The sequence below is a fragment of the Streptomyces sp. AK010 genome (genome assembly GCF_014207295.1).
GTDB lineage: Bacteria > Actinomycetota > Actinomycetes > Streptomycetales > Streptomycetaceae > Streptomyces > Streptomyces massasporeus.
Genome location: NZ_JACHCX010000003.1, coordinates 285,062 through 307,892, shown reverse-complemented (window position 1 = coordinate 307,892; position 22,831 = coordinate 285,062). Strand labels below are relative to the sequence as shown.

At 67.8% G+C, this 22,831-nt stretch carries 20 protein-coding genes and 1 tRNA gene; 10 read left to right on the top strand and 11 right to left on the bottom strand.

Annotation, left to right across the window (positions count from 1 at the left end):
• Nucleotides 1–171 precede the first annotated feature (171 nt).
• Complete coding sequence (locus tag HDC93_RS37750) at nucleotides 172–300, bottom strand: DLW-39 family protein (protein WP_003999697.1); 129 nt, start codon at nucleotides 298–300, stop codon at nucleotides 172–174.
• A 336-nt stretch (nucleotides 301–636) separates the two neighbouring features.
• Between HDC93_RS37750 and HDC93_RS07605 the strand changes: the two genes are divergently transcribed.
• On the top strand, nucleotides 637–999 hold the full coding sequence (locus HDC93_RS07605; protein ID WP_185008444.1) for a DUF6344 domain-containing protein: 363 nt from the start codon (nucleotides 637–639) through the stop codon (nucleotides 997–999).
• 821 nt (nucleotides 1,000–1,820) lie between these two features.
• Here HDC93_RS07605 and HDC93_RS07600 read toward each other — a convergent pair.
• The 9 genes from HDC93_RS07600 to dnaA all read right to left on the bottom strand — a co-directional run bounded on the left by HDC93_RS07600 (nucleotide 1,821) and on the right by dnaA (nucleotide 15,061).
• Nucleotides 1,821–1,897 (bottom strand) — tRNA-Ile (locus tag HDC93_RS07600).
• A gap of 110 nt (nucleotides 1,898–2,007) precedes the next feature.
• Nucleotides 2,008–2,814 (bottom strand): DUF3566 domain-containing protein, encoded by an 807-nt coding sequence (locus tag HDC93_RS07595; RefSeq protein ID WP_185008442.1) that lies wholly within the window; start codon nucleotides 2,812–2,814, stop codon nucleotides 2,008–2,010.
• A gap of 19 nt (nucleotides 2,815–2,833) precedes the next feature.
• Nucleotides 2,834–5,428 (bottom strand): DNA gyrase subunit A, encoded by a 2,595-nt coding sequence (gene gyrA, locus HDC93_RS07590; protein ID WP_031105342.1) that lies wholly within the window; start codon nucleotides 5,426–5,428, stop codon nucleotides 2,834–2,836.
• Between the two features lie 42 nt (nucleotides 5,429–5,470).
• Nucleotides 5,471–7,531 (bottom strand): DNA topoisomerase (ATP-hydrolyzing) subunit B, encoded by a 2,061-nt coding sequence (gene gyrB, locus HDC93_RS07585; protein WP_185008441.1) that lies wholly within the window; start codon nucleotides 7,529–7,531, stop codon nucleotides 5,471–5,473.
• 432 nt (nucleotides 7,532–7,963) lie between these two features.
• Complete coding sequence (locus HDC93_RS07580; RefSeq protein ID WP_185008439.1) at nucleotides 7,964–8,509, bottom strand: DUF721 domain-containing protein; 546 nt, start codon at nucleotides 8,507–8,509, stop codon at nucleotides 7,964–7,966.
• Nucleotides 8,506–9,627 (bottom strand): DNA replication/repair protein RecF, encoded by a 1,122-nt coding sequence (gene recF / locus HDC93_RS07575; protein ID WP_185008436.1) that lies wholly within the window; start codon nucleotides 9,625–9,627, stop codon nucleotides 8,506–8,508. Before recF ends, HDC93_RS07580 begins: the two co-directional genes overlap by 4 nt.
• 31 nt (nucleotides 9,628–9,658) lie before the next feature.
• Nucleotides 9,659–10,534, bottom strand: a complete 876-nt coding sequence (gene gnd, locus HDC93_RS07570; protein WP_185008434.1) for a phosphogluconate dehydrogenase (NAD(+)-dependent, decarboxylating) — start codon at nucleotides 10,532–10,534, stop codon at nucleotides 9,659–9,661.
• A gap of 207 nt (nucleotides 10,535–10,741) precedes the next feature.
• Nucleotides 10,742–11,872: a DNA polymerase III subunit beta gene (gene dnaN, locus HDC93_RS07565; RefSeq protein WP_097217913.1), complete on the bottom strand. Its 1,131-nt coding sequence runs from the start codon at nucleotides 11,870–11,872 to the stop codon at nucleotides 10,742–10,744.
• A gap of 1,074 nt (nucleotides 11,873–12,946) precedes the next feature.
• Nucleotides 12,947–15,061 (bottom strand): chromosomal replication initiator protein DnaA, encoded by a 2,115-nt coding sequence (gene dnaA / locus HDC93_RS07560; protein ID WP_185008432.1) that lies wholly within the window; start codon nucleotides 15,059–15,061, stop codon nucleotides 12,947–12,949.
• 374 nt (nucleotides 15,062–15,435) lie between these two features.
• On the opposite strand from dnaA, the gene rpmH reads away from it, so the two are divergent.
• The 9 genes from rpmH to HDC93_RS07515 all read left to right on the top strand — a co-directional run bounded on the left by rpmH (nucleotide 15,436) and on the right by HDC93_RS07515 (nucleotide 22,375).
• Entirely contained in the window at nucleotides 15,436–15,573 is a 138-nt protein-coding gene (gene rpmH / locus HDC93_RS07555) for a 50S ribosomal protein L34 (protein WP_005482975.1), read from the top strand.
• Nucleotides 15,574–15,594: 21 nt separating this feature from the next.
• The gene (gene rnpA / locus HDC93_RS07550) at nucleotides 15,595–15,966 is read left to right on the top strand and encodes a ribonuclease P protein component (protein ID WP_078615240.1); all 372 of its coding nucleotides are present in this window, start codon (nucleotides 15,595–15,597) and stop codon (nucleotides 15,964–15,966) included.
• Entirely contained in the window at nucleotides 15,963–16,337 is a 375-nt protein-coding gene (yidD, locus tag HDC93_RS07545; protein ID WP_097217907.1) for a membrane protein insertion efficiency factor YidD, read from the top strand. Before rnpA ends, yidD begins: the two co-directional genes overlap by 4 nt.
• Nucleotides 16,338–16,340: 3 nt before the next feature.
• Entirely contained in the window at nucleotides 16,341–17,624 is a 1,284-nt protein-coding gene (gene yidC / locus HDC93_RS07540) for a membrane protein insertase YidC (protein WP_185008430.1), read from the top strand.
• 15 nt (nucleotides 17,625–17,639) lie between these two features.
• Nucleotides 17,640–18,152: a R3H domain-containing nucleic acid-binding protein gene (locus HDC93_RS07535; protein ID WP_185008428.1), complete on the top strand. Its 513-nt coding sequence runs from the start codon at nucleotides 17,640–17,642 to the stop codon at nucleotides 18,150–18,152.
• 125 nt (nucleotides 18,153–18,277) lie between these two features.
• Entirely contained in the window at nucleotides 18,278–18,994 is a 717-nt protein-coding gene (gene rsmG, locus HDC93_RS07530; RefSeq protein WP_097217901.1) for a 16S rRNA (guanine(527)-N(7))-methyltransferase RsmG, read from the top strand.
• Between the two features lie 265 nt (nucleotides 18,995–19,259).
• Nucleotides 19,260–20,336: a ParA family protein gene (locus HDC93_RS07525; RefSeq protein WP_185008886.1), complete on the top strand. Its 1,077-nt coding sequence runs from the start codon at nucleotides 19,260–19,262 to the stop codon at nucleotides 20,334–20,336.
• The gene (locus HDC93_RS07520) at nucleotides 20,333–21,433 is read left to right on the top strand and encodes a ParB/RepB/Spo0J family partition protein (protein ID WP_185008426.1); all 1,101 of its coding nucleotides are present in this window, start codon (nucleotides 20,333–20,335) and stop codon (nucleotides 21,431–21,433) included. Before HDC93_RS07525 ends, HDC93_RS07520 begins: the two co-directional genes overlap by 4 nt.
• A gap of 324 nt (nucleotides 21,434–21,757) precedes the next feature.
• Nucleotides 21,758–22,375, top strand: a complete 618-nt coding sequence (locus HDC93_RS07515) for a GNAT family N-acetyltransferase (protein WP_185008424.1) — start codon at nucleotides 21,758–21,760, stop codon at nucleotides 22,373–22,375.
• A gap of 88 nt (nucleotides 22,376–22,463) precedes the next feature.
• Here HDC93_RS07515 and trxA read toward each other — a convergent pair whose 3' ends face one another.
• A complete protein-coding gene (trxA, locus tag HDC93_RS07510) occupies nucleotides 22,464–22,796 on the bottom strand; it encodes a thioredoxin (RefSeq protein WP_031102676.1) in 333 nt (110 codons plus the stop codon).
• Nucleotides 22,797–22,831: the final 35 nt, after the last annotated feature.

Genomic DNA, 22,831 nt, shown 5'->3' with positions numbered 1-22,831 from the left:
ACCGTCCCGTACGACACCGACCCCTCACGCGCCACCCCTCACCGTCGCCGATCACGAAGCCGTGCCACCGTGGCCCATCCTGCCGCGCCGGCCGGGTTCGCGACCTGCCCTCGGCACACAAAACCCCGACCGCGAGGCGGCCGGGGTGTGCTCGGTCTGGGTTGTCGTGACTCACGAACCCGTGGGCACGGAGTCAGTCGCCTCCGTCCACAGATCCTGCTCGGCGCGATCCGCCTGGATCTGGCGGTACACGAGGAGCCCGCCGATGGCGGCCAGTGCGACCAGGAGAAGCTTCTTCACCGCGCGACCTCGTCTTTCGTTGACGTAGGGGACCTCTGGCGCCCGACTATACACACCGACCGATACCGATCGGTGACCTGAGTCGGCCCTCAACTTTCGTCCCTGTGACCGGGATAGAAGCGGAGTGCACCGCTCTGATCGGAGGGTGATCACACCCCGACGGACGGTTACTTTGACCTCCCTTCTCCGTCTCCTTACCTTTTCGCCGCTCTTGAGGCCATCCGGGTGGTGTTCATCTGAACATCGCCGCGCCACGGGCGTAGGTCCACCACTTCTCGGCCCCTATACACATCATGAGGAAAGTACGCAAATCGCCCAACCCGAAAGTGAGGGGCCATGGCCCGGAACAAGGTCATGAAGGTGTGGACCGCCATCGTCACCGCATTCATCGCGCTGTGCACGGCACTCGGACTCGTCACCACGACCGCCGCCGCGGCCGTACCGCAGACCGAGCAGAAGAGCAACAGCAACGGCGCGAGCATCCCGCAGCAGCGGACGGCGGCACCGGCGACGTTTGCCTGGTCCTCCCCCAGGGCCCTGCCCCCCACGATGAAGCAGCGCATCCGAGCCGAGGCCCACGGCAAGACCCCTCGTTGCCGGCACCGCTCGCCCGCGGACACGGTGTCCTCCCCCGGCACCGACTGCACCGACGAGGACGCCGACGCCGACGCGGACCATCTCACGCCCCTGAAGCGCTGAACCCCGGAAGACCACCCAAGCGATCTGCGTACAAAGCCCGGCAGCTCGACAGAGCGGCCGGGCTTACGCATGCCCTGAGGACGCTGATGTCGGACATCAACGCCGCACTTGACGACTGTCCTCCACGGCAGGAAACGGCTGAGTCCGAAAGATCGCGGTGATCCTGTCAGTGGAGCGTAGCCGGCGTCGCAGCAGGGTCGTGCGCCGACGACCGTGTTGTCCAGGAAGGTGGCGGCCATGGCAGCGATACCGAGCGGGACACGGGGAGGGCACGGAGGGCCAGGCAACAGCGAAGGACTCAGCGGCGCGTCTCTCTTCGCCGGCGCCGTGATGATGCTCAGCGGGCCGCTCAGCATTTCTCACGGGGCATCCGGCATCGCGAAGGACAACTTGTTCGCCGCCTCCCAGTACGCCTATCGGTTCGATTCGACCTGACCGCGCGGGGCTGGATTCACATCGTGGTCGGTCTGGCACTTGTCATGGCGGGCACGGGGCCGTGACAGACAAGAGCTGGGGGCGCGGGGTGGGTGCAGCGGCGGCAGGTACCAGCCTGATCACCCAGTTCATGTTCGTTCCCTACTACCCGCTGTGGGCCATCCCCGTGATGGCACTCGACCCCTTCATCATCTTTGCCCTGACAAGGTGCCACGTCGGAACCCACGGCGGTCGGCGAAACACCTCAGCCCACCACTCGCCCAGAGCCGGGTAGCGCGCCCGGCGGCGCGGAGCGCAGCCGGGTGAGACGGGCCTTGGCGCTGGTCACGCCCCGTGGTGAGCTAAGAGAAAGACCCCCAGCCGCTACCGACTGGGGGTCTTTTCGCTGGTGGGGCTAACAGGATTTGAACCTGTGGCCTCATCCTTATCAGGGATGCGCTCTAACCAACTGAGCTATAGCCCCGCCGCGCTCTGCGGTGTGTCCCGCGCGCTGACTCCTGAAGATTAGCGCACGACATGGGCAGTCCCAAAATCGGTTGTCGGGGCACCGTCAGGGCAACGACAGAGGTGATGTCACTCGTCCTCGGCGAGGGTCAGCTCGACACCGCCCACGAAGCCCGCGGACAGGTTGTAGATGAACGCGCCGAGCGTCGCGAGGGCGGTCGCCAGGACGACGTCGATGACCGCGATGACCGACGTGAACATCAGGACGTTGGGCAGCGACAGGAAGGCCTGCAGGTCGAAGCCGTTGGACTCGTTCGAGCCGGTGGCCTCCGAGATCGTGCCGCCGACCGACGAGAAGACGCCCATCGCGTCCATGACCATCCACAGCACGGCGGACGCGACGATCGTGCAGATGCCCAGGGCGATGGAGAGCAGGAAGCTGACCTTCATCACCGACCACGGGTCGGCCTTCGCCACCCGCAGCCGCGCCTTGCGGACGCGCGGAGTGGTGCGCGCTCCCGTACGAGGACGCCGCACGGCACCGGCAGCGGCGCCCCCGGCCGCCCCGGCCGCCGCCTGTTGCGCCGGGTAGGCCTGCGGCGGGTGGTACGGCCCGGCCTGCTGCTGCGCCTGCCGTTCCCCGGGCAGCGGCGAGGCCGTGCCCGGCTCCTGCGCGGCCGGCTGCGGCTGCGCGGCGGAGGCGGACGGGCCCGTGCCGGGCTTCTTCTTCTGCGTCTGCGGACCTCGGGTGTCCGTCACAGTTCCCCCCTGTGAATCTTGCGCGTCAGGCGAGGGCGTGTCCTTGGCCGGGGACTTGATCGCCTTCAGGTTGGTCGTGTGCGGGTCCGCCGCACGCGCGGCGGAGCCACGGCCGCCGTCGTCCGCTTCCGTTCCCCTCGAGGTTCCGGCCGGTCCGGCGCCCGTGGCTCCGCTCACGCTGACTCACTCCTCGTGCCTACTCGGCCGAGGGCGCCTCACCCTCGTCCGTGCCGGTGGTCACGGCGCCTTCGGCGGTCTCGTCGACGACCACGTCGCCGTCGACCTCCTCCGCCTCGCGCCCCGCCTCGGCGTTGCGAGCGATACCCACGACGGCATCGCGCTTGCCCAGATTGATCAGTTGGACGCCCATGGTGTCACGGCCGGTTTCCCTGATCTCGTTGACTCGCGTACGAATCACACCGCCCGACAGCGTGATGGCGAGGATCTCGTCGGTCTCCTCGACCACCAGCGCGCCGACGAGGGATCCGCGGTCCTCGACGATCTTGGCGGCCTTGATACCGAGGCCGCCGCGACCCTGGACGCGGTACTCGTCGACGTTGGTCCGCTTCGCGTACCCGCCGTCTGTGGCAGTGAACACGAACGTACCGGGTCGAACAACATTCATCGAGAGCAGCTCGTCGCCCTCGCGGAAGCTCATGCCCTTGACACCCGAGGTGGCACGGCCCATGGGGCGCAGGGTGTCGTCCGATGCGGTGAACCTGATCGATTGCGCCTTCTTGCTGATCAGAAGCAGATCGTCGTCTGCCGAGACCAGTTCGGCTCCGATCAGTTCGTCGTCCGAACCGTCCTGACCCTCGCGAAGGTTGATGGCGATCACACCGCCGGAACGGGGCGAATCGTAATCCTTCAGAGGCGTCTTCTTCACAAGTCCGGCCTTGGTGGCGAGCACGAGGTAGGGAACCGCCTCGTAGTCGCGGATCGCCAGGATCTCGGCGATCGCCTCGTCCGGCTGGAAGGCGAGCAGGTTCGCGACGTGCTGACCGCGCGCGTCCCGGCCGGCGTCGGGCAGCTCGTAGCCCTTCACGCGGTAGACGCGGCCCTTGTTGGTGAAGAACAGCAGCCAGTGGTGCGTGGTGGACACGAAGAAGTGGTCGACGATGTCGTCTTCCTTGAGCTTCGTGCCGCGCACGCCCTTGCCGCCGCGCTTCTGGGCGCGGTAGTCGTCGGTCTTGGTGCGCTTGATGTAGCCGCCCCGGGTGACCGTGACGACGATGTCCTCCTCGGCGATCAGGTCCTCGATGGACATGTCACCCTCGTAGGGGATCAGCGTCGTCTTGCGGTCGTCGCCGAACTTCTCGACGATCGCGGCCAGTTCGGCGCTGACGATGCCTCGCTGACGGACCGGGGAGGCGAGGATCTCGTTGTACTCGTTGATCTTCGCCTGGAGTTCGTCGTGCTCCTGGACGATCTTCTGGCGCTCCAGGGCGGCCAGTCGGCGCAACTGCATCTCGAGGATGGCGTTGGCCTGGATCTCGTCGATCTCCAGCAGGCTCATCAGGCCGCCGCGGGCGATCTCGACGGTGTCGCTGCGCCGGATCAGCGCGATGACCTCGTCGATGGCGTCCAGGGCCTTCAGCAGACCGCGCAGGATGTGCGCCCGCTCCTCGGCCTTGCGCAGCCGGAAGCGCGTACGGCGGACGATGACCTCGATCTGGTGCGTCACCCAGTGGCGGATGAACGCGTCGAGCGACAGCGTGCGCGGCACGCCGTCCACCAGCGCCAGCATGTTGGCGCCGAAGTTCGTCTGCAGGTCGGTGTGCTTGTAGAGGTTGTTCAGCACGACCTTGGCGACCGCGTCCCGCTTGAGGACGATGACCAGGCGCTGGCCCGTGCGCGAGGAGGTCTCGTCACGGACGTCCGCGATGCCGCCGATCTTGCCGTCCTTCACGAGGTCGGCGATCTTCTGGGCGAGGTTGTCCGGGTTGACCTGGTACGGAAGCTCCGTGACCACCAAACACTGGCGGTTCTGGATCTCCTCGACCTCGACGACCGCGCGCATGGTGATGGAGCCGCGGCCGGTGCGGTACGCCTCCTCGATGCCCCTGCGGCCGACGACGAGCGCGCCGGTCGGGAAGTCCGGGCCCTTGATGCGCTCGATGAGCGCGTCCAGCAGCTCCTCGTGCGAGGCCTCCGGGTTCTCCAGGTACCACTGGGCGCCGGCCGCGACCTCGCGCAGGTTGTGCGGCGGAATGTTGGTGGCCATGCCGACCGCGATACCGGCCGAGCCGTTGATCAGCAGGTTCGGGAAGCGGGCCGGCAGGACGGTCGGCTCCTGGGAGCGGCCGTCGTAGTTGTCCGTGAAGTCGACGGTCTCCTCGTCGATGTCGCGGACCATCTCCATCGACAGCGGCGCCATCTTGCACTCGGTGTACCGCATGGCCGCGGCCGGGTCGTTGCCCGGGGAGCCGAAGTTGCCGTTGGAGTCGACGAGCGGCATGCGCATCGACCACGGCTGGGCCAGGCGCACCAGCGCGTCGTAGATGGAGGAGTCGCCGTGCGGGTGGTAGTTGCCCATGACGTCGCCGACGACGCGGGCGCACTTGTAGAAGCCGCGCTCGGGGCGGTAGCCGCCGTCGTACATGGCGTACAGGACGCGGCGGTGGACGGGCTTGAGGCCGTCGCGGACGTCCGGAAGCGCACGCGAGACGATGACGGACATCGCGTAGTCGAGATACGAGCGCTGCATCTCCGTCTCGAGCCCGACGGGCTCGACGCGCATGGCCAGGGCGTCACCCTCGGGCGTCGTCACGGGAGTGTTCTCGTCGGTCATTGCTGGTGAAGATCCTTCCTGATGCGGTCAGCTGAGACCGACTCAGATGTCGAGGAAGCGGACGTCCTTGGCGTTGCGCTGGATGAACGCGCGGCGGGCCTCGACGTCCTCGCCCATGAGGACCGAGAACAGGTCGTCGGCCTGGGCGGCGTCGTCGAGGGTGACCTGGCCGAGGACGCGGTGCTCCTGGTCCATGGTCGTGATGCGCAGTTCCTCGGCGTTCATCTCACCGAGACCCTTGAAGCGCTGCACCGAGTCGTCCTTGATGCGCTTGCCCGCGTTGCGGCCCATCTCGATCAGGGCGTCGCGCTCGCGGTCGGAGTACGCGTACTCGAAGTCGTCCTTGCCCCACTTGATCTTGTAGAGCGGCGGGCGGGAGAGGTACACGTGCCCGGCCTCGACGAGGGGCCGCATGAAGCGGAACAGGAAGGTCAGCAGCAGGGTGTTGATGTGCTGGCCGTCGACGTCGGCGTCGGCCATCAGGATGATCTTGTGATAGCGCAGCTTCTCGATGTCGAAGTCCTCGTGGACTCCGGTACCGAAGGCCGAGATCAGCGCCTGGATCTCCTGGTTCTGCAGGATCTTGTCGATCCGCGCCTTCTCGACGTTCAGGATCTTGCCGCGGATCGGGAGGATCGCCTGGTACTGCGGGTTGCGGCCGGACTTGGCCGAGCCGCCGGCGGAGTCACCCTCGACGATGAAGATCTCGCACTTGGTGGGGTCGTTCGACTGGCAGTCGGAGAGCTTGCCCGGCAGGGACGCCGTCTCCAGCAGGCCCTTGCGGCGGGTGAGGTCACGGGCCTTGCGGGCCGCCACGCGCGCGGTGGCCGCCTGGATGCCCTTGCGGATGATGTCCGCGGCCTCGTTCGGGTTGCGGTCCAGCCAGTCCGTGAGGTGCTCGTAGACGACCTTCTGCACGAAGGTCTTGACCTCGGTGTTGCCCAGCTTGGTCTTCGTCTGGCCCTCGAACTGGGGCTCGCTCAGCTTGACCGAGATGATCGCCGTCAGACCCTCGCGGATGTCGTCACCCGTGAGGTTGTCGTCCTTCTCGCGCAGCAGCCGCTTGTCGCGCGCGTACTTGTTGATCAGCGAGGTCAGCGCGGAACGGAAGCCCTCTTCGTGCGTACCGCCCTCGTGGGTGTGGATGATGTTGGCGAACGAGTACACACCCTCGGTGTAGCCGCCGTTCCACTGCATCGCGACCTCGAGGGACAGGCTCTTGTCCTTGTCCTCGGCCTCGAGGTCGATCACGGTGGGGTGCACCAGGTCTCCCTTGCGGGAGTTGAGGTACGTCACGAAGTCGACGATGCCGCCCTCGTAGTGGTACGAGACGCTCTTGACCTCGTGCTTCTCGTCCTCGCCCGCCTCGTCCGCGCCGGCGGTGGCCTTCGCCGACTCGCGCTCGTCGGTGAGGTTGATGCGCAGGCCCTTGTTGAGGAACGCCATCTCCTGGAAGCGCCGCGACAGCGTCTCGAAGGAGTAGTCGGTGGTCTCGAAGATGTCCGGGTCGGCCCAGAAGGTGACCGAGGTGCCGTGCTCGTCCGTGGCCTCGTGCTTGGCGAGCGGGGCCGTGGGGACACCCAACTTGTAGTCCTGCGTCCAGCGGTGGCCGTCGGTCTTGACCTCCACCGCGACCCTGGTGGACAGGGCGTTGACGACGGAGACACCCACGCCGTGCAGACCGCCGGAGACCGCGTAGCCGCCGCCACCGAACTTGCCGCCCGCGTGCAGGACCGTCAGCACGACCTCGACGGCCGGCTTGCCCTCCGAGGGGACGATGCCGACCGGGATGCCACGGCCGTTGTCGACGACCCGCACGCCACCGTCGGCGAGGATCGTGACGTCGATGGTGTCCGCGTGCCCGGCGAGCGCCTCGTCGACGGAGTTGTCGACGACCTCCTGCACCAGGTGGTGGAGTCCGCGCTCACCGGTCGAGCCGATGTACATACCGGGTCGCTTGCGGACCGCGTCCAGACCCTCGAGGACGGTGATGGCGCTGGCGTCGTACGAGGCGGTCACCTCGCCGTTCGACGAGGTGACCGCGCCGGTGGTACCGGCGTCGGTGGACGGAATGTTCTCGTTGGGGTTGCCGGAATCGGCCACGAAGCGCCCTTTCTGGCACAGCACGAGCCAGGCTCGTCGGCGGGTTGCCGGAGCGGCTGCGGCATGTTGCGTTGGTAAGCCTTGATCAGCGTTGCTCAGCTTTTCCCGGACGGTCCCCAGCGAGTGGGGCGGGATTGCTTCCAGTCTACCGGTAGCACTGACACTGATGGGGGTTTGCCGGTACCTGAGTCCGCATGTGCCGCCCTCGACGGGTCTTGTCCGACTCCCGATATGCGGATGGGGGCTCCAAGAGGCTCACAGAGGCACTCAGCGCTTCCGGCCGTCAACCCTTGGCTACTTCGGAGTCAGGTCGCGATTCGCAACCGTGTGCGGGCACACGACGAAGGGGCCGCCGACGCTCCGAAAGAGCGGAAGGATACCCTTGATGTGATGTCAGTCACGTGCTGTCGACGGGCGGTAAACCGGTGCGGATCAGCCGTAGGTATCGCCCGGACCGGTACTGCCGGGGGCCCGCAGCGGGCCGTAGCGGCGGGCCGGGCCACCGGGGCCCTGCACCTTGATCAGCGTCACCCTGCCGTGGCCCAGGTCCTCGTTCAGGCGCGCGACCAGCGTGGGCGCGAGCAGCCGGAGGTTGGTCGCCCAGGCCGTCGAGTCGCAGCGCACGGTCAGCACACGCTCGTCCTCGTCGTACCTCTCCGGCACACAGTGCTTGGCGACGTCCTCGCCGACGATCTGCGGCCAGCGGCCCATCACACCGCCCACCGCGGCCGGCGCCTCCCAGCCGCGCTCGGTGATCAGCCGGCTGATCGCGGAGCCGAGCGCCATGGGGTCCCGCCCGTCAGCGCGCGCGCCGGAGCGCAGACCACCGCGGCGCGCCTGCTTCTTCTGCTGCGCCGCGTCCCCACGCGCGCGTGCGGCGTCCTTGGCGGCGCGCAGCGCCACGCGCGCGAGGTCGACGCCGGAAGGCTCGGGGGGATTCGACGGCTCGGGGGCGCCGCCGGATGTGTTCTCCGTCATACGCGCTCGACCGTCCCCTCGGACACGGCGAACCGCGTCCCGGACAGCGCATGCGGTACGTCGTCGTCGACCGCGGCCGTCACCAGGACCTGCTCGCCGGGCGCGACCAGCTCGGCGAGGCGCTCCCGGCGACGGGTGTCCAGCTCGGCGAAGACGTCGTCGAGCACCAGCACCGGCTCGTTGCCCTCCGCCCTGAGGAGGTCGTACGAGGCCAGGCGCAGCGCCAGCGCATAGGACCAGGACTCGCCGTGGGAGACGTAGCCCTTGGCGGGGAGCTGGCCGAGCTTGAGCTGGAGGTCGTCCCGGTGCGGGCCGACCAGGGTGACGCCGCGCTCGATCTCCTGCTTGCGGGCCTCCGCGAGCGCGGCCATCAGCTGCTCGAAGAGGTCCTCGCGGGTCTGCGCCTCGCCCGGCGCGGACGGCCTGTACTCCAGCGCGATCGGGCCGCCGCCGGGGGCGAGCTGCTCGTACGCCTTGTCGGCCAGCGGCTGGATCGTGGCGATCAGGTCCAGGCGCTGGGCGAGCAACTCGGCGCCCGCGCGCGCGAGATGCTGGTCCCACACGTCCAGGGTGGACATGTCCATGGTGCGACCGCCGTGCCGGCGGGCCAGCGCCGCCGACTTCAGCAGGGTGTTGCGCTGCTTGAGCACCCGGTCGTAGTCGGAACGGACCCCGGCCATGCGCGGGGAGCGCGCGGTGATCAGCTCGTCGAGGAAGCGCCGCCGCTCACCGGGGTCGCCCTTGACCAGCGCGAGATCCTCGGGCGCGAACAGCACGGTCCGCACGATCCCCAGCACGTCCCGTGGCCTGACCTGCGAGGACCTGTTGATCCGGGCCCGGTTGGCGCGCCCCGGGTTCAGCTCCAGCTCGACCAGTTGCTGCCGTTCACCCTGCCGGACCTGGGCCCGGATGATCGCGCGCTCGGCGCCCATGCGGACCAGAGGGGCGTCGGAGGAGACCCGGTGGCTGCCGAGGGTGGCGAGATAGCCGACCGCCTCGACGAGATTGGTCTTGCCCTGCCCGTTCGGCCCGACGAAGGCCGTCACCCCGGGGTCGAGCGGAACCTCGACCCGGGGGTACGAGCGGAAGTCGGCCAGCGACAGATGCGTGACGTGCATGGTCGTTTCGCCGACCTCCCTCGGTACTCGGTTACTTCTTCTCGACCGCGTGGCCGCCGAACTGGTTCCGCAGCGCCGCGATCATCTTCATCTGGGGCGAGTCCTCCTGGCGGGAGGAGAACCGCGCGAACAGCGACGCGGTGATCGCCGGCAGCGGCACCGCGTTGTCGATGGCCGCTTCCACAGTCCAGCGTCCCTCGCCGGAGTCCTGTGCATAACCCCGGAGCTCGTCGAGGTGCTCGTCCCCGTCGAGCGCGTTGACCGCGAGGTCGAGCAGCCAGGAGCGGATGACCGTGCCCTCCTGCCAGGAGCGGAAGACCTCCCGGACGTCGGTCACGGAATCGACCTTCTCCAGCAGCTCCCAGCCCTCGGCGTAAGCCTGCATCATCGCGTACTCGATGCCGTTGTGGACCATCTTCGCGAAGTGGCCCGCGCCGACCTTGCCGGCGTGCACCGACCCGGAGTCGCCCTCCGGCTTGAGCGCGTCGAAGACCGGCTGCACCTTGGCGACGTTCTCCTTGTCGCCGCCGTACATCAGCGCGTAGCCGTTCTCCAGCCCCCAGACGCCGCCGGAGACACCGCAGTCGACAAAACCTATGCCCTTGGCCGCCAGCTCCTCGGCATGCTTCTCGTCGTCGGTCCAGCGGGAGTTGCCGCCGTCCACGACGACGTCGCCGGGCTCCAGCAGCTCGGCGAGCTGGTCGACCGTGGTCTGCGTGGCCTCACCGGCCGGGACCATCACCCAGATCACGCGCGGGCCGCTGAGCTTGCTCACAAGCTCTTCCAGGCTGTGGACATCGGCGAGGTCCGGGTTGCGGTCGTATCCGAGGACGGTGTGACCTGCGCGGCGGATCCGCTCGCGCATGTTGCCGCCCATCTTGCCGAGGCCGACGAGACCGAGCTCCATCAGTTGTGTTCCTTAGGTTCTGCGACGTGGCGTGGCGGCACGTGCGTACCGCGAGGCACTTTCGTACCCGCGTCCGAGCCTAAACCCGGACGCTCGCGCACATCTGTGGGCATACGCGCTCAGTCGTACGCCCTCACCTGCGACTTTGTCCTCAGCCTGTGGACAACCGCTGGCGACCCTCGGCGTCTCACCGGCCCTCGGGCGGGCTCAGCCGCTGAGGCGCACCGGCATGATCAGGTACTTGTAGGCCTCGTCCGCCTCGGCGTCCAGCGCCGGCTTGCCACTGAGCAGCGCGGGCTTGGTGGACGTCGTGAACGACAGCTGGGCCACCGGGGAGTCGATGGCGCTCAGGCCGTCCAGCAGGAACGTCGGGTTGAAGGCGATCGAGATGTCGTCGCCCTCGAGCTGGGCGTCAACCCTTTCCACTGCCTGTGCGTCGTCGCTCGAACCGGCCTCCAGGATGAGCACGCCCTGCTCGAAGCTGAGCCGCACCGGGGTGTTGCGCTCGGCGACCAGGGCCACGCGCTTGACGGCCTCCACGAAGGGGGCGGTCTCGATGACGGCGACGCTGTTGAACTCCGTCGGGAACAGCGTGCGGTACTTCGGGAGGTCGCCCTCCAGCAGGCGGGTCGTCGTACGGCGACCGGCGCCCTCGAAGCCGATCAGGCCCTCGCCGGAACCCGAGCCGGACAGCGCCAGGATCACCTGGTCGCCGCTGGTCAGGGCCTTGGCGGTGTCCAGGAGCGTCTTGGCGGGCACCAGGGCGACGGCCGAGGCGTCGGGGTTCTCCGGCTTCCACAGGAACTCGCGGACCGCGAAGCGGTAGCGGTCGGTGGACGCCAGCGTGACGGTGTCGCCCTCGATCTCGATGCGGACACCGGTGAGGACGGGCAGCGTGTCGTCACGGCCGGCCGCGATGGCGACCTGGGAGGCGGCGGAGGCGAAGACCTCGCCGGGGACCGTGCCCGTCGCGTTCGGCATCTGGGGCAGGGCCGGGTACTCCTCCACAGGCAGGGTGTGGAGTGTGAACCGGGACGAGCCGCAGACCACGGTCGCCCGTACACCGTCTGTGGAAATCTCCACCGGCCGGTTCGGCAGCGCGCGGCAGATGTCCGCGAGCAGGCGGCCGGAGACCAGGACCGTGCCCTCCTCGTCGACCTCGGCCTCCACGGACACCCGTGCGGAGACCTCGTAGTCGAAGCTGGACAGGCTCAGCTGGCCTTCCTCGGCCTTCAGCAGCAGGCCGGCGAGGACAGGCGCCGGCGGACGGGCCGGGAGGCTGCGTGCCGCCCAGGCCACTGCCTCCGCGAGTACGTCGCGTTCCACCCGGATCTTCACTGTTGCCGCCTCCTGCTGTTGCCGGCGCTTCTCGCTCTGCCTGGCCCTCGTCGTCTGTCTCGGTGTCGACGGTCCCTGTGACGGGGAGGACACCGGGGACCAGTCTGACGCACGGCACTGACAGTAGGTGCCTCTCGGGGTCAAGTCGTGACGAGGGGCGGCCGGGCACCGAAGAGCGAGTTGTGCACAGGGCCCCCTTCGAAACGGATTCCCAGCTCTCTCTAGTCGGGAGTAGTAGTAGGGGCTGTGGATACCGTGGATAACTTCGTTTGCCCAGCTCAGGGCGGGAATTTTATCCACGGGTCCTGTGGGTGGAGGCGGTGGACAACCGGGCGTATCTGTGGAGAACAGAAAGTTCTGCACACGCCGTGCACAGGGTGAGGCGAGTTCTCCCCAGCGCCGTCCCCAGCTTTACCCACCTTTCCCACAGCCCAACCCGGCACCTTTGTGTGACGCCTTTCACTCGACCCGGTGAGGAGGCGCGTCGTGTTGCCGAACAGTGGACAGGCATGTGGAGAAGCCATCGATCGCTGGGGACAACTGACCCCAGCCTGTGGGCGGCCGGTGGACAACTCGGTGCACAGCCTGTGGATCATCTCGTCGTCCACAGTCTGTGGAGATCCTTTGTCCACGAATCCACAACCACCTGAGCTGGTCTGATGGCCTTTCAACAAGGGCTGCTGTGGACACGATCTGGACAACTCCCCGGTCCCCAGGGTGTGGACGGCAGAAAGTCCCCGAATCTGTGGAGGGAGGCCGTAACCCGGCGATTAATCGAACAGCGGGTTGCGGCGGGGTTGCGGCGGGGTGCGCGCGGAGGGAGCCGGTGAGGGGGCTCGGCAGCCCGGAATCCGGGCCGCACGGCTGCTGCGGCGACCGGAACGCGGTCCTGTGGCACAGCCGACCGCAGTGGACCGCAGTGGACCGCGGTGGACCGCAGTGGACCGCGGCGGACCGCAGTGGACCGCGGCGGGCCTCAGCGGGTCTCAGCGGGTCTCAGCACAAGAAAAAGGGCGCTCCTGGAAGGTTCCGGGAGCGCCCTCGGCAGCGTTCGGCGGCGTGCGGCCGCCGCCTTCAGCCGTTCTTGATGCGGTTGGTCAGCTCCGTGACCTGGTTGTAGATGGAGCGACGCTCAGCCATCAGATTGCGGATCTTGCGGTCCGCGTGCATGACCGTGGTGTGGTCGCGGCCGCCGAACAGCGCGCCGATCTTCGGCAGCGACAGGTCCGTCAGCTCACGGCACAGGTACATGGCGATCTGCCGGGCCGTGACGAGGGCGCGGCCGCGCGAGGTGCCGCACAGGTCCTCGACGGTCAGCCCGAAGTAGTCCGCCGTCGCGCCCATGATGGCCGTCGACGTGATCTCGGGTGCGGAGTCCTCGCCACCGGGGATGAGGTCCTTGAGGACGATCTCCGTCAGCCCCAGGTCCACCGGCTGCCGGTTGAGCGAGGCGAACGCCGTGACCCGGATCAGCGCGCCCTCCAGCTCACGGATGTTGCGCGAGATCCGGGACGCGATGAACTCCAGCACCTCCGGCGGGGCGTTGAGCTGCTCCTGCACCGCCTTCTTGCGGAGGATCGCGATCCGGGTCTCCAGCTCCGGCGGCTGGACGTCGGTGATCAGACCCCACTCGAAACGGTTCCGCAGCCGGTCCTCCAGCGTCACCAGCTGCTTCGGCGGCCGGTCGGAGGACAGCACGATCTGCTTGTTGGCGTTGTGGAGCGTGTTGAAGGTGTGGAAGAACTCCTCCTGGGTCGACTCCTTGTCCGCGAGGAACTGGATGTCGTCGACGAGCAGGATGTCCATCTCGCGGTACCGCTTGCGGAAGCTGTCGCCCTTGCCGTCGCGGATGGAGTTGATGAACTCGTTGGTGAACTCCTCCGAGCTCACGTACCGCACCCGCGTGCCCGGGTAGAGGCTGCGCGCGTAGTGCCCGATCGCGTGCAGCAGGTGCGTCTTGCCGAGCCCGGACTCCCCGTAGATGAACAAGGGGTTGTACGCCTTCGCCGGCGCCTCGGCCACAGCGACCGCGGCCGCGTGCGCGAAGCGGTTGGAGGCACCGATGACGAACGTGTCGAAGAGGTACTTCGGGTTCAGACGCGCGGTGGGTTCGCCCGGGCCGGTCGCCGGCGCGGGCTGCGCGGCCAGCGGGCCGGGGGCACCGGTCGTCGGCAGGTTCGGGCCGACCGGGCCGCCCCGGTGGACGTGGCCGGAGCCGGCCGGCGTCTCGGGCAGCTCCCGGCGCACCGGGTCGCGCTGGTCGTAGTCGCCGCGCGACGTCTCGTAGTCGGGGCGCTGCTGCTCATAGGAGGGGCGCTCCATGGGCTGCGGGCGGTAGTCCTGCGAGGGGGAGCCGTAGGTGTCCTGGGAGGGCGGGCCGTAGGAGTCCGAGGAGCCGTACGAGTCCTGCCCGGGGGACGCGTACGGATCACGCTCGGGGAAGCCGAGGCGCTGCTGCTGCCAGCCGTACTCGTCCTGCTGCGTGGGCCGCGGCCAGGCGCCGGGCTCGGGGCGCTGGTACTCGGACGGGTACGCGGGACGGGCGGTGGGAAGTTGATCTGCGCGCGTAGGCGGAAGCTGTTCGCCGCGCGTGGGCGGAAGCTGGTCGCCGGCGGGACCGGGCAGCTGGTCGGCGCGGTGGCGGCCGTACCCCTTGTACCCGTCACGGTCCTGATAGGGGTCGCGTTCCGGACGGTCGTATCCGTCGCGTTCCTGCCGGTCGTACTTGTCGCGCTCGGAACGGTCGTACCCGTCGCGTTCCTGCCTGTCGTATCCGTCACGCTCGGAACGGTCATATCCGTCACGGCCCGGACGGTCGTAACCCTCGCTGTCCTGGCGCGCGGCCGGGAGCTCGGGCTCCTCGTAGCGCTGCTGGGGGCGGGCCGGGGGCTCCGGCGGGGCGGGGGGCTCGCCCGCGGAGTCGTCGACGGTGATCGCGATCCGGATCGGGCGGCCGCACTCGCGGCTCAGCGTCTCGCTGACGATCGGCGCCAGCCGGCCCTCGAGTACGCCCTTCGCGAATTCGTTCGGTACGGCGAGCAGAGCGGTGTCCGCGACCAGCGCGAGCGGCTGGCAGCGCCGGATCCAGTGCTCGTCCTTCCCTTCGACCCCTTGGACGCGACCCTCCCCGAGGAGCTGCTCCAATACGCGTGGCCACACTGCGGCAAGATCGGCAGGTACGTCAGCCACAGGGCACGCTCTCTCACAGGTCCCACGAACGTGTGGTTCTGGGACGGCTCGGGATGTAAATCGGGTGGGGCAGGGATAAGGGAACGAATCGGAGTTCCGTCACGGTAGTCAGGGCGGCCGGTACGGTTCAAGTTGTTGTCCCCAGCCTGTGGACAAGTGTCTCCCGGCGACTCCTGGTTTGACCGGATGGCGTAGCCGCGCGTACCGTAACCAGGTCGAGTTGTCGATGGCTGCTGCCGCCTGCCTCCGATGGGCACAGATCATTTGGGTGATCGGTCAGCGGTGCACTCGGGCGTAACTGCGAGCTACTCGTGGGCGCACGGTGACAGCCAGGACGGCACCCCGCAACTACCGATTTCTTCTGGAGCCCCCGAGTGAGCAAGCGCACCTTCCAGCCGAACAACCGTCGTCGCGCGAAGACCCACGGCTTCCGCCTGCGGATGCGTACCCGTGCCGGTCGCGCGATTCTCGCGAACCGCCGCAGCAAGGGTCGCGCCAGCCTGTCCGCCTGATCCTGATCAGGTCATGACGTCGTGCTGCCTACCGAGCATCGGCTGAGGCGGCGCGAGGACTTCGCGACCGCGGTACGACGAGGACGCCGGGCCGGACGCCCGCTCCTCGTCGTCCACCTACGTAGCGGTTCCACGGACCCGCACGCGCCTGGGGAGAGCGCTCCCCCGACGCGTGCGGGTTTCGTCGTGAGCAAGGCAGTGGGTGGCGCGGTCGTGCGGAACAAAGTGAAGCGCAGGCTTCGCCACCTGATGCGGGAGCGAGTCGCCCAGCTGCCCCCCGGTAGCCTGGTAGTCGTACGAGCGCTGCCCGGATCGGGCGACGCCGACCATGCACAGCTGGCCCGAGACCTGGATGCCGCTCTCCAGCGGTTGCTGGGAGGGGGCGCGCGATGAAGTACCCGCTGCTGGCTCTGATCAAGCTCTACCAGTGGACGATCAGTCCGCTGCTCGGGCCGGTCTGCAAGTACTACCCGTCGTGCTCCCACTACGGCTTCACGGCCATCGACCGGCATGGTGCCATCAAGGGAACGGCACTCACGGCCTGGCGCATCCTGCGATGCAATCCGTGGTCGCTGGGCGGTGTGGACCATGTCCCGCCGCGTAAGCGCCCGCGGTGGCACGAAATGCTGCGTAACGCGTGGCGTGCACGCAAGGGCGGGCCCTCCGCCGCCGGACCGGCCACCGAGGGACAGGCTTCTCCCACAAGTCCGTCCAGTCCTTCGGGCCCGGCCGCAGAGACACCGTCCCATGCCCAAGGAGCATGATTAGTGGACACGATTGCCAGCCTCTTCAGCTTTATCACCACACCCGTCTCCTGGGTCATCGTCCAGTTCCACTCGGTGTACGGCGCCATCTTCGGCCCCGACACCGGCTGGGCCTGGGGCCTGTCGATCGTGTCCCTGGTGATCTTGATCCGTATCTGCCTCATCCCGCTCTTCGTGAAGCAGATCAAGTCGACTCGGGCCATGCAGACGCTGCAGCCCGAGATGAAGAAGATCCAAGAGCGCTACAAGAACGACAAACAGCGTCAGTCCGAAGAGATGATGAAGCTGTACAAGGAGACGGGCACCAACCCGCTCTCCTCGTGCCTTCCGATCCTGGCGCAGTCCCCGTTCTTCTTCGCCCTGTACCACGTGCTCAACAGCATCGCGACGGGCGACACCATCGGTGTGATCAACCAGAGCCTGCTGCAGAGCGCGCAGAAGGCGCACATCGTCGGGGCTCCGCTGGCCGCGAAGTTCACCGACAGCGCGTCGAAGGTGGAAGCACTCGGTGCCTCCCTCACCGACGTCCGTGTGGTCACCGCCATCATGATCGTCCTGATGTCGGCGTCGCAGTTCTTCACCCAGCGCCAGCTGATGACGAAGAACGTCGACACCACGGTGAAGACGCCGTTCATGCAGCAGCAGAAGATGCTGATGTACGTCTTCCCGGTCATGTTCGCCGTCTTCGGCATCAACTTCCCGGTCGGTGTCCTCGTCTACTGGCTGACCACCAACGTGTGGACCATGGGCCAGCAGATGTACGTGATCCACAACAACCCGACCCCGGGTTCCAAGGCCCAGGCCTCGTACCTCGACCGTCTGACCAAGCACATCGCGCAGCACAACAAGGTCGGTAAGCGCCGCGACCGGGCCATCGTCAAGGCGATTGTCGCCAAGGGCCGCGACCGCAACGAGTTCGAGCGCAAGTTCATCAACGGCCTGAGCAAGGCCGGCCTCGCCGCCCAGCCCGACGGCACCGTGATCAAGAGCGACAGCGCGGCCACGGCCCAGGCCGAGGACGGCACGCCGATGTCCGCCGGCGGTACCCCGAAGCGTCAGCAGCCCAAGCGGCAGAGCAAGTCGCAGCGGCAGCACGGCGGCGCCAAGGCGGCCGGTGAGACCGACGAGCCGAAGACGTCGCTGACCAAGTCCGAGGAGCCCGAGGACACCAAGCCCGCCGCCGCTGCCAAGAAGGGCGGCGCGAAGCCCGCAGGCGGTACCCGCAGCAAGGCCCAGTCCGGACAGCGCAAGGGCCCGCAGCGGCCCAAGTCCCCGTCCAAGAAGTAAGAAGGAGTCCATCCCGTGACGGAAGGCACCACCTCCGCCGCTGCCGAGGGTGCAGACACCCTGACTCGCCTGGAGCAGGAAGGCGAGATCGCGGCGGACTACCTGGAGGGTCTGCTCGACATCGCCGATCTCGACGGCGACATCGACATGGACGTCGAGGCCGACCGTGCCTCCGTCTCGATCATCAGCGACTCGGGCGGCCGTGACCTGCAGAAGCTGGTCGGCCGTGACGGCGAGGTTCTGGAGGCGCTCCAGGAGCTCACCCGTCTGGCCGTGCACCGGGAGACCGGTGACCGCAGCCGTCTGATGCTCGACATCGCGGGGTACCGGGCCCAGAAGCGCTCGGAGCTGTCCGAGCTGGGCGCCAAGGCCGCCGCGGAGGCCAAGAGCAGCGGTGAGGCCGTGAAGCTGAAGCCGATGTCGCCGTTCGAGCGCAAGGTCGTGCACGACGCGGTCAAGGCCGCGGGCCTGCGCAGCGAGTCCGAGGGCGAGGAGCCGCAGCGCTTCGTCGTCGTACTGCCCGCCTGATCGGCCTCTACGTTCCCCGGCCCCGTCTGTTGCGCAGGCGGGGCCGAACTTTGTCAGCCTGATAGTTCTGGTGGTTCTGGTGTCGGCGCCGGGTGCGCTGACGCGGTACGGAAGGACGGTCCCCCGTGACGGAGGCAGCGGAGCTTCCCCCCGCGCCCGAGCAGGCGCGAGAGGTGTTCGGTGATCGCTTCGCGGATGCGGTGCGGTACGCCGAGCTGCTCGCTGAGGCCGGCGTGCAGCGCGGCCTCATCGGCCCGCGTGAGGTGCCTCGCTTGTGGGAGCGGCACCTGCTGAACTGTGCGGTTCTCTCGGAGGTCGTGCCCGACGGTGTGACGGTGTGCGATGTCGGCTCGGGCGCCGGTCTCCCCGGCATTCCGCTGGCGCTGGTCCGCACCGACCTGAAGATCACGCTCTTGGAGCCGCTGTTGCGGCGCACCAACTTCCTCACCGAGGTCGTGGAACTGCTCGGCCTCGATCATGTGACCGTGGTGCGTGGGCGGGCCGAGGAGGTCATGGGGAAGATCCAGCCCGTCCACGTGGTGACGGCCCGAGCCGTCGCGCCGCTCGACCGGCTCGCGACCTGGGGCATTCCGCTGCTGCGACCGTACGGGGAGATGCTCGCGCTCAAGGGCGACACCGCCGAGGAGGAGCTGAAGAGCGCTTCTGTGGCGCTGAGCAAGCTGGGTGCGGTGGAGACGTCCATCCTGCATGTGGGTGAGGGCGTGGTGGACCCGTTGTCCACCGTCGTGCGGGTCGAGGTCGGGGAGAGCCCTGGCGGTGTGCGCTTCGCTGCGAAGCGGGCCAAGGCGGCGCGCACGGGGCGGACGCGTCGTCGGCGCTGATCCGTCCTGAGGACGAGACGTACTCCACACAAGCTGCCAAACCGATGCATGCCGGAGTGTCGCGACAGTCCGGCCACGGCTGCTGTGCATCGTGTTTCACGTGAAACGTCGCTCACTGCTGCACGGCATCATCAGTCGTGGCCGCGCTGCGGCCGAACCCCGCGACCGAAAGCCTCTTGGTTCACTCGATGAGGGACCCGAGGTATCCACAGAGGTGGATTTCTCCACAGAACGCCAGGCCTCACTGGTTCACGACCCCGAAGACATGGGAGGCTCTGTTCATTGCGAGCCTGAAGTCGAGGAGAGTGAATCCTTGCGGTCCGACGCCAACATCGCGGGACCGATGACCGATCCGGTCCCCGGTCCCCGTACCGAGTCGATGGGGGCGGATGTTTCACGTGAAACACCGCCTCCGATGGACGACACTCCCATCGGTCGTGCTGCCCAACTGGCAGTGGAGGCTCTGGGCCGTGCCGGCGAGGGCTTGCCACGGCCCGAGCAGACCCGAATCATCGTGGTCGCCAACCAGAAGGGTGGTGTGGGCAAGACGACGACGACCGTCAACCTTGCCGCATCACTGGCGCTGCACGGTGGCCGGGTCCTCGTGGTCGACCTCGACCCGCAGGGCAACGCGTCCACCGCACTGGGTATCGACCACCACGCCGAAGTTCCTTCCATCTATGACGTGTTGGTGGAGAGCCGACCTCTCTCCGAGGTCGTCCAGCCGGTTCCCGATGTCGAGGGCCTCTTCTGCGCGCCTGCCACGATCGATCTCGCCGGTGCGGAGATCGAGCTGGTGTCCCTCGTGGCACGGGAGAGCAGGCTGCAGCGCGCGATCCAAGCGTACGAGCAGCCGCTGGACTACATCCTCATCGACTGCCCGCCCTCACTCGGTCTCCTGACAGTCAACGCTCTCGTGGCGGGCCAGGAAGTTCTGATCCCCATCCAGTGCGAGTACTACGCGCTGGAGGGCCTCGGGCAGCTGCTGCGTAACGTCGATCTCGTGCGGGGGCACCTCAACCCCGCCCTGCATGTATCGACCATCCTGCTCACCATGTACGACGGCCGGACGCGCCTGGCGTCCCAGGTCGCTGAAGAGGTGCGCACCCATTTCGGTGACGAAGTGCTGCGCACGAGCATCCCCCGCTCTGTCCGTATCTCGGAGGCGCCGAGCTATGGACAGACGGTCTTGACCTACGATCCAGGATCGAGTGGTGCCCTCTCCTACCTTGAGGCGGCACGCGAGATCGCGCTGAAGGGCGTCGGCATCAGCTATGACGCCACGCACGCCCATATCGGCGCACAGCAGAACGACCCGAGCATGGTGGAGGGTATCCAGTGAGCGAGCGACGGAGGGGGCTGGGCCGTGGTCTCGGCGCACTGATCCCTGCCGCACCGACGGAGAAGTCGGTGGCCCAGGCAGCGGCGGGAAACGCTGCCTCCACGTCCCCGGCGGCAGTGCCTGTGCTGCCGAGCGATCGTGGGGTGGCCGCGGCGAAGGTGGCAACCCTGCCGACTGTTTCACGTGAAACGGAGGAGCCGGCGCAGCCGAGTGCTCCCGCCACGCCTGCGGCACCCATCGGCGCGCATTTCGCCGAGATCCCCCTCGACTTCATCACGCCGAACCCGCGTCAGCCTCGTGATGTCTTCGACGAGGACGCGCTGTCCGAGCTCATCACCTCCATCAAAGAGGTAGGGCTCCTTCAACCGGTCGTCGTACGGCAGGTGGGTGTCGACCGCTACGAGCTCATCATGGGCGAGCGCCGCTGGCGGGCCTGCCGCGAGGCGGGGCTGGAGGCGATCCCGGCGATCGTGCGGGCTACCGAGGACGAGAAGCTCCTCCTGGACGCACTGCTGGAGAACCTGCACCGTGCACAGCTGAACCCGCTGGAGGAGGCTGCCGCCTATGACCAGTTGCTGAGGGACTTCAACTGCACGCACGACCAGCTGGCGGACCGCATCGGCCGATCCCGCCCGCAGGTTTCCAACACCCTGCGTCTACTGAAGCTCTCGCCGGCCGTGCAGCGCCGGGTCGCCGCCGGGGTTCTCTCCGCCGGCCACGCACGGGCGCTGCTCTCCGTCGAGGACTCGGAGGAGCAGGATCGACTGGCTCACCGCATCGTGGCCGAGGGCCTCTCGGTGCGAGCCGTCGAGGAGATCGTGACCCTGATGGGGTCGCGGCCTCAGAAGGCTCAGAAGCCTAAGGGCCCGCGCGCCGGTGCCCGGGTCTCTCCGGCCCTGTCCGACCTCGCCACACGGCTGTCGGACCGCTTCGAGACGCGGGTGAAGGTCGACCTGGGCCAGAAGAAGGGCAAGATCACCGTCGAGTTCGCCTCGATGGAGGATCTTGAGCGGATCCTCGGCTCACTCGCTCCTGGCGAGGGGCCGGTCCTGCAGAACAGCCTTTCGGAGGACGACTCCGAAGCGAGCGAGTCCTGAGCCTCAGGCATGGGGCCTCTGCTGTACAGGGAGACAGAGCGGGCCGTGTCCGGTGTGTGCCGGAACGTGGCTCGCTCTTTCCTTTCTGCCGGTATCGATGGAATCACATCGTGGATACGATGCGTCAGGTACGGCGCAACCACTCTGCAGCACCTCTGAAAGGGAGGCAGGGGCCATGCGAACCATGAGCCGCACCGGACTGGTGAGCGCCGGTTTGGGGCTGGGAGCGGTCGGTGGGTTCATCGGCAGTCTCCTCAGGGAACGGAGCGCTCTGACAGCCGCCCGCGACGCGGTGGCGGGCGAAGGAAGCGAGGATCAGCCTTCATGGGCCGCCGGCTCGTACCGCTCACGCTGGACAACCTCCAGGACCTTCCCAAGCGTTGTCGCTCGTGTGTCTTCTGGGAGCTCGACCCAGTCAGCGGTGAGGCCGCGGTAAAGGAGGGCACGTCCGCTTCGGAGAAGGAAGCCTGGATCTCAGCGGTTCTGCTGGACTGGGGGTCCTGCGGCCGGGTCGTGTACGTCGACGACGTGCCGGTGGGCTACGTGCTCTACGCCCCACCCGCCTACGTCCCCCGCTCCACGGCGTTTCCCACGAGCCCCGTCTCGCCTGACGCGGTGCAGTTGATGACCGCGTTCATCGTGCCCGGCTACCAGGGGCAGGGGCTGGGCAGAGTGATGGTTCAGACGGTCGCCAAGGATCTGCTGCGGCGTGGGTTCAAGGCGATCGAGGCCTTCGGAGACGCGCGCTGGAAGGAACCGGCCTGTGTGTTGCCCGCCGACCATCTTCTGGCGGTTGGCTTCAAGACGGTCCGCCAACATCCCACTCATCCGCGGCTGAGGCTGGAACTGAGGTCGACGCTCTCCTGGAAGGAAGACGTCGAGATGGCCTTGGACCGGCTCCTGGGAGCCGTGCAGAAGGAGCCGGCGCTGCGGCCGCTGTGAGCAGACAAACGAATGGGCCAACCCTTCCGGGTTGGCCCATTCGTGTTTCACGTGAAACATGCACCGTCGGTGTGACGCTGCAGCCGATTCACTCGGCGATGAACTCCTCGAGGTCGCGAACGATCGCGGCCTTCGGCTTCGCGCCCACGATGGTCTTGGCGACCTCGCCCCCCTGGTACACGTTCAGGGTCGGGATGGACATGACGCCGTACTTGGCGGCCGTACCCGGGTTCTCGTCGATGTTCAGCTTGACGATCTCGATCTTGTCGCCGTACTCGGCGGCGATCGCCTCGAGGGACGGAGCGATCTGTCGGCACGGACCGCACCAGGCGGCCCAGAAATCCACCAGAACAGGCTTGTCGCTCTTGAGGACGTCCGTCTCGAAGGAGTCGTCGGTCACATTCTTCAGGGTGCCGGCCACGGCGGGCTCCTTAACTGGTTGGTGCGTGGGGCGGG

What these genes read in the sequence shown, in the direction of transcription:
- gnd (WP_185008434.1), bottom strand. Translation starts at nt 10,534, where the DNA reads ATGGAGCTCGGTCTCGTCGGCCTCGGCAAGATGGGCGGCAACATGCGC.
- HDC93_RS07515 (WP_185008424.1), top strand. Translation starts at nt 21,758, where the DNA reads ATGGGCCGCCGGCTCGTACCGCTCACGCTGGACAACCTCCAGGACCTT.
- HDC93_RS07580 (WP_185008439.1), bottom strand. Translation starts at nt 8,509, where the DNA reads ATGACGGAGAACACATCCGGCGGCGCCCCCGAGCCGTCGAATCCCCCC.
- gyrA (WP_031105342.1), bottom strand. Translation starts at nt 5,428, where the DNA reads ATGACCGACGAGAACACTCCCGTGACGACGCCCGAGGGTGACGCCCTG.
- HDC93_RS07525 (WP_185008886.1), top strand. Translation starts at nt 19,260, where the DNA reads ATGGGAGGCTCTGTTCATTGCGAGCCTGAAGTCGAGGAGAGTGAATCC.
- HDC93_RS07605 (WP_185008444.1), top strand. Translation starts at nt 637, where the DNA reads ATGGCCCGGAACAAGGTCATGAAGGTGTGGACCGCCATCGTCACCGCA.
- yidD (WP_097217907.1), top strand. Translation starts at nt 15,963, where the DNA reads ATGAAGTACCCGCTGCTGGCTCTGATCAAGCTCTACCAGTGGACGATC.
- recF (WP_185008436.1), bottom strand. Translation starts at nt 9,627, where the DNA reads ATGCACGTCACGCATCTGTCGCTGGCCGACTTCCGCTCGTACCCCCGG.